Source organism: Variovorax sp. LjRoot175 (genome assembly GCF_964253805.1).
GTDB lineage: Bacteria > Pseudomonadota > Gammaproteobacteria > Burkholderiales > Burkholderiaceae_C > Variovorax.
The window spans coordinates 3,108,465-3,124,160 of the sequence record NZ_CAXURY020000001.1 but is presented as its reverse complement, the minus strand read 5'-3'; the positions used below and the strand labels follow the sequence as shown (position 1 = coordinate 3,124,160).

11 protein-coding genes are annotated in these 15,696 nt (G+C 69.1%); 6 read left to right on the top strand and 5 right to left on the bottom strand.

What is annotated here, in order from left to right; translation table 11 throughout:
- Positions 1–14: 14 nt before the first annotated feature.
- Together phoB and phoR are read left to right on the top strand one after the other, a co-directional pair.
- Positions 15–707: a phosphate regulon transcriptional regulator PhoB gene (phoB, locus tag ACSQ89_RS15520; RefSeq protein WP_214702839.1), complete on the top strand. Its 693-nt coding sequence runs from the start codon at positions 15–17 to the stop codon at positions 705–707.
- Positions 708–747: 40 nt separating this feature from the next.
- A complete protein-coding gene (phoR, locus tag ACSQ89_RS15515; protein WP_436290195.1) occupies positions 748–2,088 on the top strand; it encodes a phosphate regulon sensor histidine kinase PhoR in 1,341 nt (446 codons plus the stop codon).
- Here the strand turns inward: phoR and ACSQ89_RS15510 are convergent.
- From ACSQ89_RS15510 to ACSQ89_RS15500, 3 genes are all read right to left on the bottom strand, one after another.
- The gene (locus ACSQ89_RS15510; RefSeq protein ID WP_436290196.1) at positions 2,072–3,412 is read right to left on the bottom strand and encodes an MATE family efflux transporter; all 1,341 of its coding nucleotides are present in this window, start codon (positions 3,410–3,412) and stop codon (positions 2,072–2,074) included. The genes phoR and ACSQ89_RS15510 overlap by 17 nt on opposite strands.
- Positions 3,409–5,136, bottom strand: a complete 1,728-nt coding sequence (locus ACSQ89_RS15505; protein WP_436290197.1) for a hypothetical protein — start codon at positions 5,134–5,136, stop codon at positions 3,409–3,411. The genes ACSQ89_RS15510 and ACSQ89_RS15505 overlap by 4 nt, the downstream gene beginning before the upstream one ends.
- Positions 5,137–5,214: 78 nt before the next feature.
- Positions 5,215–5,481, bottom strand: coding sequence for a type B 50S ribosomal protein L31 (locus ACSQ89_RS15500; protein ID WP_436290198.1), 267 nt, complete (start codon positions 5,479–5,481; stop codon positions 5,215–5,217).
- Between the two features lie 144 nt (positions 5,482–5,625).
- Here ACSQ89_RS15500 and ACSQ89_RS15495 point away from each other — a divergent pair, with 144 nt between their 5' ends.
- Positions 5,626–6,687 (top strand): oxidoreductase, encoded by a 1,062-nt coding sequence (locus tag ACSQ89_RS15495; protein WP_436290199.1) that lies wholly within the window; start codon positions 5,626–5,628, stop codon positions 6,685–6,687.
- A gap of 6 nt (positions 6,688–6,693) precedes the next feature.
- On the opposite strand, the gene rho is transcribed toward ACSQ89_RS15495, so the two are convergent.
- Together rho and trxA are read right to left on the bottom strand one after the other, a co-directional pair.
- Positions 6,694–7,959: a transcription termination factor Rho gene (gene rho, locus ACSQ89_RS15490; protein WP_093108876.1), complete on the bottom strand. Its 1,266-nt coding sequence runs from the start codon at positions 7,957–7,959 to the stop codon at positions 6,694–6,696.
- A 186-nt stretch (positions 7,960–8,145) separates the two neighbouring features.
- The gene (gene trxA / locus ACSQ89_RS15485; protein WP_436290200.1) at positions 8,146–8,529 is read right to left on the bottom strand and encodes a thioredoxin TrxA; all 384 of its coding nucleotides are present in this window, start codon (positions 8,527–8,529) and stop codon (positions 8,146–8,148) included.
- A 77-nt stretch (positions 8,530–8,606) separates the two neighbouring features.
- Here trxA and ACSQ89_RS15480 point away from each other — a divergent pair, with 77 nt between their 5' ends.
- Genes ACSQ89_RS15480 through ACSQ89_RS15470 form a run of 3 tightly spaced genes read left to right on the top strand, consistent with a single transcriptional unit; the run spans position 8,607 to position 15,666 of the window.
- Entirely contained in the window at positions 8,607–11,156 is a 2,550-nt protein-coding gene (locus ACSQ89_RS15480) for a PD-(D/E)XK nuclease family protein (RefSeq protein ID WP_436290201.1), read from the top strand.
- Complete coding sequence (locus ACSQ89_RS15475) at positions 11,153–14,407, top strand: UvrD-helicase domain-containing protein (RefSeq protein WP_436290202.1); 3,255 nt, start codon at positions 11,153–11,155, stop codon at positions 14,405–14,407. The genes ACSQ89_RS15480 and ACSQ89_RS15475 overlap by 4 nt, the downstream gene beginning before the upstream one ends.
- A complete protein-coding gene (locus ACSQ89_RS15470) occupies positions 14,404–15,666 on the top strand; it encodes a TIGR03862 family flavoprotein (RefSeq protein WP_436290203.1) in 1,263 nt (420 codons plus the stop codon). Before ACSQ89_RS15475 ends, ACSQ89_RS15470 begins: the two co-directional genes overlap by 4 nt.
- The last annotated feature ends 30 nt before the right edge of the window (positions 15,667–15,696 follow it).

The following is a 15,696-nucleotide window of genomic DNA, read 5'->3' as shown; positions in this document are numbered from 1 at the left end:
CTGCACTTCAATCAATGAAGAAACCCCGCGTCCTGATCGTCGAAGACGAGTCCTCGATCGCCGAGCTGATCGCCGTCAACCTGCGCCACAACGGCTTCGAGCCGATTTGGGCCGAGGATGGCGCGGCAGCGCAGCGCGAGCTCGATGCCTTCCTGCCCGACCTGGTGCTGCTCGACTGGATGCTGCCGGGCCAGAGCGGCCTGCAGCTGGCGCGCCAGTGGCGCAAGGATCCGCGCACCAAGTCGATGCCGATCCTCATGCTGACCGCGCGCGGCGACGAGCCCGACAAGGTGGCCGGGCTGGACGCGGGCGCCGACGACTACATCACCAAGCCCTTCTCGACGCAGGAGATGCTGGCCCGCATTCGTGCCGTGCTGCGCCGCCGTGCGCCCGAGGCCGTCACCGAGCGCGTCGAAATCGGCGAACTCGTGCTCGACACCGCGACGCACCGCGTGACATGGCAGGGCACGCTGCTGAAGGTGGGCCCGACCGAGTTCAAGCTGCTCGGCTACCTGATGCAGCATGCCGAGCGCGTGCACAGCCGCGCGCAGCTGCTGGACAAGGTGTGGGGCGATCATGTCTACATCGAAGAGCGGACGGTCGACGTGCACGTGAAGCGTCTGCGCGAATCGCTCGGCCCGGCGGCGCCGATGGTCGAGACCGTGCGCGGCGCGGGCTATCGCCTGACGGCCCAAGCGACGGTTTGAGGGCGCGCTGGGCCAGGGCCCGGCGGGATAATGGGCCGGAATGCCGTTTCGTATCGCAACTTTTCTGATGGCCTCCTTGATCGGGGGCACTGCTGCCGCGGTGCCTTTCGGCTGGCGCTTTTTGTGGTTGGGCGCATGGCTCGGGGCGGTGCTGTGGCTGGTGCTCGACGCCTGGCGCGCGCAGCAGCTGTTGCATGTGTTGCGCAACGACGCGACGGGCCTGCCGTCGCGCGGCCCCGGCGTCTGGGGCGAGCTGGCCGAACGCATCCGCAAGCTGCTGCGCACGCGGGAGCAGCAGGCCCGGCAGGCCGAAGACCGTCTGCAGGAGTTTCTGGCCGCGATCCAGGCTTCTCCCAACGGCGTGGTGCTGCTCGACGAACAGGGGCGCATCGAATGGTGCAACCAGACGGCCGCCGGGCAGTTCGGCATCGACGCCGATCGCGACCTGCTGCAGCACCTCGCGAACCTGGTGCGCGATCCGGCGTTCGTGGCCTATCTCGCCTCCTGGAACTACAGCCGCGACGTGGTGATCGACGCGCCGTCGCAAGTCGGAATGCATCGCGGCCATCCGATCCGACTGTCGGTGCAGGTCCATCCCTATGCCGGCAATCGCCGCATGCTGCTCACGCGCGACATCACCTCGCTGGAGCAGGCTGAGGCCATGCGGCGCGATTTCGTCGCCAACGTCTCGCACGAGATCCGCACGCCGCTCACCGTGCTCGCCGGGTTCGTCGAGACCTTGCAGAACCTGCCGCTCGATGCCGAGGAGCGCGCCCGCTATCTGGCGCTCATGGGCCAGCAGTCGCACCGCATGGAGACACTGGTCAACGACCTGCTGACCCTGTCGCGCCTCGAAGGCAGCGCGGCGCCGCCGGCCACCCGCTGGACCCGCGTGCGGGCGCTGATGGCGCAGTGCGAGGACGAGGGCCGGGGCCTGTCGAGCCGGCTGGCATCGCAGGGCCATTGCCTGTCCTTCTCGGTGGAGGTCGATTCCGAGATCGCCGGCGCCCCGACCGAGCTGCAGAGCGCGATGTCGAACCTGCTGAGCAATGCCATCCGCTACACGCCCGGCGGCGGCGAGGTGGCGGTGAGCTGGCGCCTCCTGCCCGACGGCCGGGGCGAATACGCGGTGCGCGACAGCGGGCCGGGGATCGCGGCCGAGCACATTCCGCGGCTGACCGAGCGCTTCTACCGCATCGATCGCAGCCGCTCGCGCGAAACCGGCGGCACCGGGCTCGGCCTGGCGATCGTGAAGCACGTCGCGCAGCGCCATGGTGCCGAGCTGCGCATCGAGAGCGCGGTGGGCAAGGGCTCGCGCTTCGCGCTCGTGTTCCCGGTCACGCGCCTGCGGCAGACGGCCGCGCTCAGCGCCGTCGCCTGAGCGTCGACCCGAGCAGCGCGAGAAACAGCGCCGCGGTGAGCGCCAGGGCCAGCGCGCTCATGAGCCAGAACGCCAGCGGCGACTGCATGGCGGGCCAGGGCCCGATGCCGCGATAGGCCAGCAGATAACTGCCGCCGAGCCCCACGCCCCAGAGCAGCGCGCAGTAGAGGACCAGCGGCATCACCGTGACCCGGTAGCAGCGCAGCACGAAGACGCACAGCGTCTGCAGCGCATCCACGAAATGGTAGGCCGCCGTGGCCAGCAACAGCGTGGCGCCGAGCGCCACCACGGCGGGATTGCCGGAATAGACCTCGGACAATTGCCATCGCAGCGTTGCCATGGCCATTGCGAACAGCAGCGCGCAGACAACTGTCAGCTCGAAGCCTTTGACGCATGCGCGGCGCGCCAGCGCGGCGTCGCCGGCGCCGAGCCAAAAGCTCACGCGTGCGCTGGTGGCGATGGCGAGCGACAGGGGCACCATGTAGGCGACGGCCGTGAGATTCGACGCAATCTGGTGGGCCGCCGATGCGGCCGTGCCCAGGCGCGCGATGAACAGCGCCATCAGCGTGAAGGAGGTCACCTCGACCAGCACCGCCAGTCCAGCCGGGATGCCGAGCCGGGCGAACTGGCCGATCTGGCGCCAGTCGGGCGCCTCGATGCGCCGCCAGAAGCGGTACTCGCGGTAAAGGGGCTGGCTGCGCAGCAGCCAGATCGCGCAGGCGAGCATCGCCCAGTTCACCACCAGCGTGGCCCAGCCGCAGCCCACCAGGCCCATCGCAGGCCAGCCGGCGCCGCCGAAGGTGAACCAGATCGACAGCGGCAGCTTCAGACACAGCGAGCCCAGCTGCAGCCAAGTCACGAGCTGGGGCTTGCCCAGGCTCTGGTTCAGCGTGCTGAACAGGCGAAACAGCAGTGCCGGGGGCAGGGCGAAGGCGAGTACGCACAGGTAGGCTTCGACGTCGGCGCGCATGGCCAGCGGCACCTCGGCCCAGCGCAGCAGCGGCGTCGGGTACAGCAGCACCGCCATGCCGAGCACGATGGCGAGGCCGCACAGGTAGAGCGACTGCCGCACCGAGCGGCCGACCTCGGCCGTGCGCTGCGCGCCGTGCAGCTCGGCCCACACCGGAAGCAGGGCCTGCAGCATGCCGATCAGCGAGACGAAGACGCTGATGAAGATCGCCGAGCCCACCGAGAGCGCCGCGAGCGCGCCTTCGGCATAGCGGCCGGCGACGATGGTGTCGGTGACGCCGAAAGCCATCACCGCCAGCTGGCCGACCAGCACGGTTGCGGCGTGCCGTGCGATCACCCGCCGTTCGCTCGTCAAGGATTGATTCTTTGGTAGAGCAGCAGGTCGTCGCTCGCGCTGGTCGGGCGGCGCAGCGTGCCGATGAAGCGCCAGCCTTCGAGGTTCACGATCTTGTGCAGGCGCCCGATCGCCTCCGGGCTCGCCAGCAGCCAGGGGCAGGTCTGGGACCCGGTCAGCGGCTGCAGGTTGAACTGGCCGTGATGGCGCAGCGCCGCGATGTGGGGCCGGCTCAGCGCGATCTCAGAGATGCATACCGGCTGGCCGACCCGTTCCGAAATGGCGCGCACCTGGGGCACATAGCTGCGCGCGTAGTCGAGCACCGGCAGCCACAGCGTCATCAGCAGCATCCAGCACAGCGCCGCGCCGCCGCCCGGCAGTACCAGCGTCTTCCAGAGTGCCGCCCGATGCCGGCCGGTACGCCAGCGGACGAGCCAGGCCCAGGCCAGCGTCGCGGCCAGTGCGAACACGAAGGCGACCGCCGAGAACTCGGGCACGAAGCCGGGCGCCAGTTTCGCCACGTTGGCTGCCGTCTTGGAGGGCACGCCGGTCTGCATCGCGACCCAGATCACCCAGATGATGATCGCCGAGCCGCTGAAGAAAAGCAGCGTGAACCAGTCGATCAGCGCCGCGACGCTGCGCCTGAAGGTCGGCAGTGCAAAGGCCGCCAGCGTCGCGAAGGCGGGCAAGGCCAGCAGCAGCGAGCGCTCGGAAAAACTGGTGGTCCAGGTCGCGGCCAGCGGCACCAGCGCAAACCACAAGGGCAGCGCGACATGGCGAGCCGTAAGCTGCCGGCGCCAGCGCCACAGCGTCCACAGCGCGAGCGGCCAGGCCGGCCAGGTGAACCACAGCAGCAGCTTGGCCTGGCTGCGCAGCTCGCCGAAGACGCTGGTTCCGGGCTGACTCCCTGGCAGTTCGATCTTCCATTGCAGAAGGCCCAGCCAGGCGGCCAGCAGCCCGGCCAACACCGTGGCGCCAAAGATCGACGCGATCGCGCCGGTGGAATACGTGGGCTCGTCGTCCGGCGTGGTCTCCGGGCCACGCCGGCGTTCGGCGGCGAGCAAGACCACGCAGCCGATGCCCAGCGCCAGCCCGACGGTCGGCCCGCCGCCCAGGGTCATGCCGACGCTGCCGATCACCAGCGCGATCAGGGGGCCGACACGGCGGTAGGGCAGCGCTGCGACGCCATAGAACAGGTGCGAGGTGAAGAAAAGCTGGGCCAGCGCAGGCGTGGTTTCATGCCCCAGCTGGGCGAGCCCGAGGCAGGCGATCAGCGCCAGCAGCGCACCGTCCGCGATGGCGCGCGCGTAGTCGGTGGGGCGCGCCTCGCCGCCGAAGGCAAAGGCCACCGGCTGCGCCTGCGTCGTGCGGGCGAGGTAGTAGACCGCATACCAGGTCGCCGTGAAAGTGCCCCAGAGCAGGAGGGCGAAGGCGATGCGCACTGCAAGGTCGGGATGCACCCATGACGGTGCGATCTTGATCGCCCAGGCGCCGATCCAGTAGGGGATCAGGGCGGGCGTCTCGGGCCGCAGCCCGAGCAGCATCGGGTCGAACCAGCGCGCCAGGCCCTCGGCGCTGCGCGCCAGTTCGGCCATGTAGCCGAAGGCGGCGATGTCGGCGCTCTTCCAGGGTCCGCGACCCAGCAGGCCGGGCATCAGGTAGGCCGCGCACAGCAGCAGCAGCGCAAGGCGCGGCAGGCGGCGTACGGCGCTCTGTGCAACGATCGCTGGCGTCGGCTGGTTCAACGGAGGGTGAAGTGGTTGGAAGGAAAGAAAAAGGGCAGCGCGGTAAACCGGGCTGCCCTCGACCTGGAAGTGCCTGCCTTACTTGGAGGCGGCGCCGGTGGTCTTGCCGAAGCGGTTGCGGAACTTCTCGACGCGGCCGCCCATGTTGTCGACCGACTTCTGTGTGCCGGTGTAGAAGGGGTGCGATTCGCTCGAGGTGTCGAGCTTGAAGAGAGGCAATTCGCGACCGTCCTTGGTCTTGCCCATTTCCTTGGTGTTCGCGCACGAACGGGTCACGAACTCGAAGCCGTTCGACAGGTCGACGAACAGAATTTCGCGGTAGTTCGGGTGAATGCCTTCTTTCATGATCTTTCCTTTGGTCGATGCGAGAGCCACGTGAAGTTCCGCTAAGAGTTCGGAAACTCCCCCGGCACGGCGCCGGGCTGCACTTTTCGCTAAGCCCGCAATTATCGCATACTGGGCGTTCATAGTGCCAGACCCCCTTTTCCCATGAACTCCCGCCCCTTGCGCGCCGGCCTCGTCGGCTTTGGCTTCGCCGGCCAGACCTTTCATGCACCGGTTCTGTCGGCCGTTCCGGGCCTCCAGCTGGGCGCGGTGGCCAGTTCCCAGCCGCACAAGGTCCATGCCGATTGGCCCGGCGTCGACGTGGTGCCCGACGTGGCGGCCTTGCTGGGCCGCGCCGACATCGACCTGGTGGTGATCGCCGCGCCCAATGCGCAGCACCACCCGCTGGCCAGGGCGGCGCTTGCCGCGGGCAAGCATGTGGTGGTCGACAAGCCCTTCACGCTCGATGCGGCCCAGGCCCGCGAGCTGGCAGAACTGGCGCAGCGCAAGGGCCGCTTGCTGTCCGTCTACCAGAACCGCCGCTTCGATTCGGACTTCCTGACGCTGCAGGGGCTGCTTGCGAGCGGCGAGCTGGGCCGGCCGGTCTACTTCGAGTCGCACTTCGACCGCTTCCGGCCTCAGGTGCGCGAGCGCTGGCGCGAACAGCCGGTGCCGGGGGCGGGCCTGTGGGTGGATCTCGGTTCTCACCTGGTCGATCAAGCGGTTCGGCTCTTCGGCCGGCCCGACACGCTGCAACTCGACACCGCGGCGCTGCGCGACGGGGCGCTGGTCGAGGACTATTTCCATGCGGTGCTGCGCTACGAGAGTGGCGCGCCCGCGCCCTTGCGCGTCGTGCTGCACGCGACCACGCTGGCGGCCCATGCGGCGCCGCGCTACATCGTGCACGGTACGCGCGCCAGCTATGTCAAACGGGGGGTAGATCCGCAGGAGGATGCATTGCGAATCGGCGGACGTCCGGGCGGCGAAGGGTGGGGCGCAGATGCGCTCGTCGGCGAGCTCACCGTGCCGGCCGATGACGGCCATGCCATGACGCGCAAGGTACCGGCGCTGCCTGGAAACTATGTCGCCTACTACGCCGCGGTGCGCGACGCGATTCTGGGTCAGGGCCCGAACCCGGTGCCGCCCGAGCAGGCGGTCGAGCTCATGGAACTGCTCGACCTGGGCCGCCAGAGCGCCGCCGAAGGACGGGCCCTGGCGGTGGGCTGAAGGGGATCAGCCGCCGCGACGCATCATGTCGAAGAACTCGACATTCGTTTTCGTCGCCTTCATGTTCTTCAGCATGAGCTCCATCGCCTCGATTTCGTCCATGTTGTACATGAGCTGGCGCAGGATGCGGGTCTTCTGCAGGATTTCGGGCGGCAGCAGCAGTTCTTCGCGGCGGGTGCCGCTGCGGTTGAGCTGGATCGAGGGAAACACGCGCTTCTCGTAGAGGCGGCGGTCCAGGTGGATTTCGGAGTTGCCGGTGCCCTTGAACTCTTCGAAGATCACTTCGTCCATGCGGCTGCCGGTATCGATCAGCGCGGTGCCGATGATGGTGAGCGAGCCGCCTTCCTCCACGTTGCGCGCGGCGCCGAGGAAACGCTTGGGACGCTGCAGCGCGTTGGAGTCCACGCCGCCGGTCAGCACCTTGCCCGACGAGGGCACGACGTTGTTGTAGGCGCGGGCGAGGCGGGTGATCGAGTCGAGCAGGATCACCACGTCCTTCTTGAGTTCGACCAGGCGCTTGGCGCGCTCGATCACCATCTCGGCCACGTGCACGTGGCGCGCAGCGGGCTCGTCGAAGGTCGAGGCGATGACCTCGCCCTTCACGGTGCGCTGCATCTCGGTCACTTCCTCGGGCCGCTCGTCGACGAGCAGCACCATCATGTGGACCTCGGGATAGTTGGCGCTGATCGCATGCGCGATGTGCTGCATCATGACCGTCTTGCCGCTCTTGGGCGGCGCCACCAGCAGCGCGCGCTGGCCTTTGCCGATCGGCGCAATGATGTCGATGATGCGGCCGGTGATGTTCTCTTCGCCCTTGAAGCCGTCGCGCTCGAGCCGCATCAGTTCCTTGGGGAACAGCGGCGTGAGGTTCTCGAACATCACCTTGTGCTTGTTCTGCTCGGGCAGGCCGTCGTTGACCTTGTCGAGCTTGGTCAGCGCGAAGTAGCGTTCGCCGTCCTTGGGCGTGCGCACCTCGCCTTCGATCATGTCGCCGGTGTGCAGGTTGAAGCGGCGCACCTGGCTCGGCGAGATGTAGATGTCGTCGGTGCTGGCCGTGAAGCTGGTGTCGGGGCTGCGCAGAAAGCCGAAGCCGTCGGGCAGGATCTCGAGCACGCCGTCGGCGAAAACCTGTTCGCCGGCCTTCGCGCGCTTCTTGATGATCGCGAACATCAGCTCCTGCTTGCGCATGCGGCCGACGTTTTCGATCTCAAGCGCTTCGGCCTGCTTGAGGACTTCGGACACGTGGAGTGCCTTGAGTTCGTTTAAGTGCATGGAATGACCCCGTGCGGGGAAATCTTGTCGGAAAGAACCAGGGGGGAGGTTTGAGGAGAGGCGAGAGATGCCTCACAAACCGGGGAACTCGAACCGGGTGCCTGGAAGGGCCGGTGATCTGCGAGGATTATGACAGGAAAAACGAGGCTGCCGGCGCATTGCGCGCAGGCAGCCGGGAATCAACGCTCAGGCGAGCTGCTGGTCGATGAAGGCGGTGAGCTGAGCCTTGCTCATCGCGCCGACCTTGGTCGCGGCCAGCTGGCCGTCCTTGAACAGCATCAGCGTGGGGATGCCGCGGATGCCGAACTTGGCGGGGATGTCGCGGTTCTCGTCCACGTTCATCTTGGCGACCTGCAGCTTGCCTTCGTAGGTGTTGGAGACCTCGTCGAGGATGGGCGCGATCATCTTGCAGGGGCCGCACCATTCGGCCCAGTAGTCCACCAGCACGGGCTTGCCGGACTTGAGCACGTCGGCTTCGAAAGAAGAGTCGGAGATGTGTTTGATGAGTTCGCTGGCCATGGGTGTGTCCTTCTGCGCTGAAAGTTTCGGTGCAGCTAAAGTGCGGGTCATTGTGACAGAAACCAAGTGCCGGCGTGGTCGGCGCGGACGCTATGGCCTCGATAGCCAAAGCCCTACACCAACATCCGATGCAGTCCTCTGAGCGCCATCCCGCGCACGCGCTTTGGTGCGACCCGGCCGATGGCCTCGTCGGCCGGATCGCGCGCATGCTGGCCGAGCGCGGATTGCATGCCGCGCGCACCGTGGTGCTGGTGCCCTACGCGCAATTGATGCAGGTGGCGCGCGCCATGTGGGCCGCGTGCGGCACGCCGGGCTTCGCACCGCGCTTCGAGACCACGCGCAACTGGGCGCGCAGCGCCGGCGGCTTCGTGCCCGCCGTGGACGACATCGCCTTCGACATGGCGCGCGACCTGCTCACGGCGCAGTCGCTGCTGTCCCGCGCGGGCTTTGCGGCATCGCGCATCGCGCTGGCGGGCCGGCTGGTCGAGATCGCGCTGCAGCTCGCGCCGCTGGCCGCGGCCGAACATCCGGACGAACGCGCGGCCTGGGCCCAGCGCGTGCGAGGCGCCATCGATGCCGGCAGGGGCTCGGAGTGGTTCGACATCGAGAGCGCGTTGAACGGCATCGCGCTCGCCTGGGCTGCCAGCTCCGGTTATGCGACCGACGTGCTGCTGGGCGGCGGCGCGCTGGCCCAGGTCGACCAGTTGATCGTGCTCGACGGCCTGCAAAGCGATCCGCTCACGAACAAGCTCGCGGCGCTGTTCGGCGAGCGCGTACTGCACTTTCCGCTGGCGACGCTGGACGCGCCCGCGTGCACTGCGGCCCTGCATCGCGCGGCCGACCCCGAAGACGAGGCCCAGCGTGCCGCGGCCTGCGTGCTGCGCCACCTGGCCGAGGGGCGTGCGCCCGTGGCGCTGGTAGCCACCGACCGTGCGCTCACGCGCCGCATCAGCGCCCAGCTGGCCGCGCAGGGGGTAGCGCCGCGCGATGAAACCGGCTGGAAGCTCTCGACCACGCGCGCGGCTGCCACCCTGATGAGCGCTCTGCGCGCCTGCGCCCACGATGCCTCCAGCGACCAGGTGCTCGATTGGCTCAAGAGCGCCAGCGTCCTCGACGGCCGTTCGGTCCGGGCGCTGGAGGCACGTCTGCGCGATCGCGGCATGCGCGACTGGCACAGCTGGTGCGCCTTCGTTGCGGCGAGCGAGAAGCCGCAGGACCTGGGCCTGCTGCCTTTCACCAACGACGTCGAAGCCCAACGCTCGGCGCTGGCCCGCACCCGACCGCTTGCCGAATGGCTCGCCTCCACGCGCGCGCTGCTCGAAGCCGGCGGCCAGTGGGCCGCGCTGCATGGCGACGTGGTCGGCATCGAAGTCATCGCGGCGCTCTATCTGGATGCCGACGAAGGGGAGATTCGCGGTGCGCGCTGCACCCTGGCAGAGTTCACCGCCTGGGTGCGCGACGTGCTCGAAGCCGCCAGCGTGCGCCTGCCGTCCGACGCGGATTCGCCGCAGGTTGTGGTCCTGCCGTTGCACCAGTTGCTGGGCCGCACCTTCGGTGCCGTCGTGGTGCCGGGTTGCGACGACCAGCGCCTGCCCGCGTCGCCCGAGCCGCCCGGCGACTGGAATCCGGCGCAGCGCCTCGCGCTCGCGCTGTCGTCGCGCGAAGCGCTGGAGGCCGCCCAGCGCGCCGCGTGGGCCATTGCATTGCGTGCGCCGTACTGCGATCTGCTGTGGCGGCAGTTCGATGCCAGCGGCGAACCCGTGCGCCCCAGCGCGCTCGTGCAGATGCTGCATCTCGACCAGTCGGCGGCCGACGCCGATGACCCGCGCACGCCGGTGCAAGTGGCCGCGCGACCGACACCGCGGCCGCAGCCGCACGGCGATGCGCTCGTGCCCGCCACGCTGTCGTCGACGGCTTACGAGGATCTGCGCCGCTGCCCCTACCGTTTCTTTGCGCTGCGCCAGCTCGGCTTGCGCAGCAGCGACGAGCTCGATGCGGAAGTCGACAAGCGCGATTTCGGCAACTGGTTGCACGCGGTGCTGGGCCATTTCCATGAGGCCTTGAAAGAAGCGCCGACCGCCGAGCTGCCCGCCAGGCTCGCGCTGATGGCCCTCGCGGAGCAGGAGGCGACGCGCGAATTCGGCCTCTCGGAGGCCGAGTTCCTTCCTTTCGCCGCGGCCTGGCCTGCGGTGCGCGACGGCTACCTGGCCTGGCTGGCCGGGCACGAGGCCGGCGAAGGCGCCGTGTTCGTCGAGGCCGAGCCGTGGAAGGAGGTTGCGCTGGGCAGCGTGAAACTGGTCGGGCGCCTCGACCGCGTCGATGCCACGCCCGATGGACGGGCCTTCGTGATCGACTACAAGACCGAGTCCGTCGACAAGACAAGGGATCGCGTCAAGGACCCGATCGAAGACACCCAGCTCGCCTTCTACGCCGCGCTCTTCCCCGACGACAGCCTGCGTGCCGCCTACGTCAACGTCGGCGAGAAAGCCTCCGGCACGCGCACCGTCGAGCAGACCGACGTGATCGCCGCGCGCGACGCGCTGGTGACCGGCGTGATGGACGACCTCGCACGCATCGGCCGCGGCGCCGCATTGCCCGCGCTCGGCGAAGGCACGGTCTGCGAACACTGCACGGCGCGCGGCCTGTGCCGCAAGGATTTCTGGGAGCTGGCGGGATGAGCATTGCCGCCTACGAACACAACGGCGCCCCCGTTGCGCGCGAACGTTTCTACGCGATCGCCTGCGACCCGCGCCGCTCGGTTGCGGTAGAGGCGTGCGCCGGCGCGGGCAAGACCTGGATGCTGGTATCGCGCATCCTGCGCGCCCTGCTAGAGGAAGGAGAGGGCGCCTGCGCGCCGCACGAGATCCTCGCGATCACCTTCACGAAGAAGGCGGCCGGCGAGATGCGCGAGCGGCTGGACCAATGGTTGGAGGCCTTTGCCGAATGTCCGCTGGAACAACTCGTGCCCGAGCTCGTGATGCGCGGCATGGACCGCGCGGCTGCCGAAGCCGGCGCACCGCGGCTCCAGGGGCTCTACCGCGAGCTGCTGTCGAGCGGCCGGCCGGTGCAGTTCCGCACCTTCCATGCCTGGTTCGCCGGCCTGTTGCGCAGCGCTCCGGTGGCGGTGCTCGAACGACTCCGGCTGCCGGCCAACTACCAGCTGCTCGAAGACGATGCCGAGGCGCGCGCGCGCGTTTGGCGCCCCTTCTTCTCGGCCGTGGCGGCGAACGCCGAGGCCTCCGCCGACTACCGCGCGCTGGTTGCGACGCACGGCCGTTCGCAGACCGCCAAGGCGCTCGACGATGCGCTCACGCGGCGCGTCGAATTCGCATTGGCCGACGCGCATCACGCGGTCGACGAGGCCGTGGTGCCGATGGGCGTGATGTATCCGGCGTTCGAGAGCACCGATTCGCCCGACGAGGTTCTGCTTCACGACCCGGCCTCTCGCAGCACACTGATGGCGGCTGCCCGCGCGCTGGGCCGCGCGAGCGCGCCGACCTTTTCGCAGAAGGGCGTCGAGCTCGAACAGGCGCTGACCGAGGGCCGCGCCGCAGGCGTGCTCGACGCGCTGCTCACCCACAAGGGCGAACCGCGCAAGTTCAGCGAGAAGCTCGCGGGCCTGGCGGAGGTGCGTGCGGCGCAGGAGCGCGCGCTGCAGTACTGCGCCGCACGGGCCCAGCACGCCGCCTGGCTGTACCAGCAGCGCATGGCACGGCTGACGCGGCTTCTGATTCGCTGCTTTGCCGAGGTCAAGGCCGCGCACGGCTGGGTCGACATGAACGACGTCGAGCAGGCCGCTCATCTGCTGCTCGGCAACTCGGAACTCTGGGGCTGGGTGCAGGAGCGCCTCGATGCGCGCGTGCGTCATCTGCTCGTCGACGAATTCCAGGACACCAATCCGCTGCAGTGGCAGGCGCTCCATGGCTGGCTCGGCAGCTATGCGGGGGCCGGCGGGCGGCGTCCCGGCGTGTTCATCGTCGGCGATCCGAAGCAGAGCATCTACCGTTTTCGCCGCGCCGAGCCGCAGGTGTTCATCGCGGCCAAGCAGTTCGTCCAGCAGGGCCTCGGCGGCGACCTGCTCAACTGCGACCACACGCACCGCAATGCGCAGGCTGTGGTCGGCCTGGTCAACGCGGTGATGACGGACGCGCAGCAGGCCGGCGAGTTCGGCGGCTTCCGCGACCACACGACCGAATCGCGCGTGTCCGGCGTGGTGCGCAAGCTGCCGCCGATCGCGCGGGACGCGGTGGCTTCCGCCGATGAGGGCAACGGCCTCGACGAGCATGGCGCGCTGCAGTGGCGCGATAGCCTCGACACCCCGCGCGTGCTGCCGGAAGAGCGGCTGCTGCAGAAGGAATGCCAGCAGGCGGCCCGCTGGATCGCCGAGCGCATCGCGGGCGGGCTCGCACCCAGCAGCATCATGGTGCTGGCGCGCCGCCGCAGCCGGCTGGCCGTGCTGCAGGACGAACTGCGCAAGCTGCACATCGCGGTGCAGCAGCCCGAGAAGAACGAGCTCAACGACGCGCCCGAGGTGCAGGACATGGTGGCGCTGCTCGATGCGCTGGTCTCTCCGGACCACGACCTCTCGCTCGCACGCGCGCTGAAATCGCCGCTGTGGAGCATCGACGACGACGCCTTGGTGCAGCTGGCGCTGCGCCAGCGCGCCCGGCCCGCGAGCTGGTTCGAGCTGCTTCAGGCGCCCGACCTGCCCGAGCCGCTGGCCGGCATCGGTCCGCGCCTGCGGCAATGGCAGCAGTGGCTGGCCGCATTGCCGCCGCACGATGCGCTGAGCGCGATCTACCACGATGCCGACGTGCTGGCCAGGTTCGCGGCTGCTGCACCAGCCGCATTGCGCGCCGGGGTGCTGAGCAATCTGCGCGGCCTGGTGGCTGCATCGCTCGAACTCGACGGCGCGCGCTTCGCGACGCCCTATGCGCTGGTGCGCGCGCTGCGCGCCGGCGGTTTGCGTGCACCGTCGATCGCTGCGGCCGATGCGGTGCAGCTTCTCACGGTCCATGGCGCCAAGGGGCTTGAAGCCGAGCTCGTGCTGCTGCTCGACACCGACGCGGCCAGCCAGCGCGCGCAGACCATGGGCGTGCTCGTGAAATGGCCGGGCCATGCCGCGGCGCCCGAGCGCTTCGTGTTCGTCGCAAGCGAAAAGAATCCGCCGGAATGCACCGTGGACGACCTTGCAGAAGAACAGGCTGCCCGGCACCGCGAGGAGATCAACGCGCTCTACGTGGCGACCACGCGGGCGCGGACCGAGCTCGCGCTGTCGGCCGTGACCGCAGCGCGGCCGAATGCCCAGAGCTGGTGGGCGCGCCTGGAGTCACGTTGCGAGCCGATCGCCGACGTGTCGGGCGCAGTGCCCGTCGCTGCTCCGCGCGCGCCCGCCACTTTCGGCATGCTGAAGCTGCCTGCGCTGCTAACTGCAATGGCCGAGCGCACGCCATCCATCGAGCCCATGGTGCCGGCCGCCGACACGCGCGCCTCGGCGTTCGGCCAGGCCATGCACCGCCTGCTCGAATGGTCCCAGCCCGGCGCGCCGCTGCCGTCGGCGCATGTGCGCGCCGCGGGCCGCGAGTTCGGACTCGACGCCGCCGCTGCGCGTGCTGCGGCCACGATGGCGCAACGCATTCGTTCGGGCGCGGGCGCCTGGGCCTGGGACCCCGCGGCGCTCGACTGGCATGGCAACGAAATCACGCTGATCCACGGCGGGGAAACGCTGCGCATTGATCGCCTGGTGCAGCATCGCGAAAGCGGCACCTGGTGGGTGCTCGATTACAAATCCGCTGCCCGCCCGGAGCGCGACGCTGCGCTGATCGCGCAGCTGCAGCGCTACCGCGAAGCGGTGCAGGGCGCCTATCCCGGCGAGACCGTGCGTGCGGCCTTCCTCACCGGGCAGGGCGAACTGGTGACCCTCGAATGACGCAAGAAGAAAAGAAGGTCGCCGTCGTCGGTGGCGGCCCGGCCGGGCTGATGGCGGCCGAAGTGCTGAGCGCGCAGGGCGTGGAAGTGCATCTCTACGACGCCATGCCCTCGGTCGGACGCAAGTTCCTGCTTGCGGGGCGCGGCGGCCTGAACCTCACGCACTCCGAGCCCTTCGACAGTTTTGCCGGCCGCTTCGGCGAGCGCCGCGCGCAGATCGAGCCGCTGCTGCGCAGCTTCGGCCCCGAACAGCTGCGCGAATGGGTCCACGGGCTCGGCATCGAAACCTTCGTCGGCACCTCGGGGCGCGTGTTTCCCACCGACATGAAGGCCGCGCCCTTGCTGCGCGCGTGGATGCATCGCCTGCGCGCGGCCGGCGTGCGTTTCCACATGCGCCATCGCTGGCTGGGCTGGCCCGACGCGGCGTCGCCGTCGACCGCGCTGCGCTTCGCGACGCCAGCCGGCGAGGTCGAGGTGCAGGCCGAAGCCGTGGTGCTGGCGCTCGGTGGTGCCAGCTGGTCTCGACTCGGCTCCGACGGCGCCTGGGTGCCGTGGATCAGCGAGCGCGGCGTGGCGGTGGCGCCGCTCGCGCCGGCCAATTGCGGCTTCGATGCCGTCTGGACCGCGCATTTCGCCGAGCGCTTTGCCGGCATGCCGTTCAAGTCGGTCGCGATCGCCTTCACCGATGCTCGCGGCCGCCGCTTTGCGCGCAAGGGCGAATTCGTCGCGACCGCCACCGGCGTCGAAGGCAGCCTGGTTTACGCGGCCTCCGCGTTGCTGCGCGACGAGATCGCAGCGCAGGGCAGCGCCACCTTGCTGCTCGACCTGCTGCCCGATCGCAGTGCCGAGCAGGTGCGCACCGCCGTGCTGCATCCGCGCGGAGCGCGTTCGCTCGCCAGCCATCTGAAGAGCCGGCTCGGTCTCGAGGGCATCAAGACCGGTGTGCTCCACGAAGTGCTCACGCGCGAGCAGATGCATTCGCCCGAGAAGCTGGCCGAGACGATCAAGGCGGTGCCGCTTCGTCTGCTTGCGACCAGACCGATCGATGAAGCGATCAGCACGGCGGGCGGCGTGCGCTTCGACGCGCTCGATGCCCACCTGATGGGCAGCGCGCTCCCCGGCGTGTTCTTCGCGGGCGAGATGCTCGACTGGGAAGCGCCGACCGGCGGCTACCTGCTCACTGCCTCGATGGCCAGCGGCGTGGCGGCGGCGCGCGGCGTGATGTCGTACCGGAATACGAAACTGAACACTTCCGATTGACGTGCATTTGTTTGCAGGGCCGCGGACAAT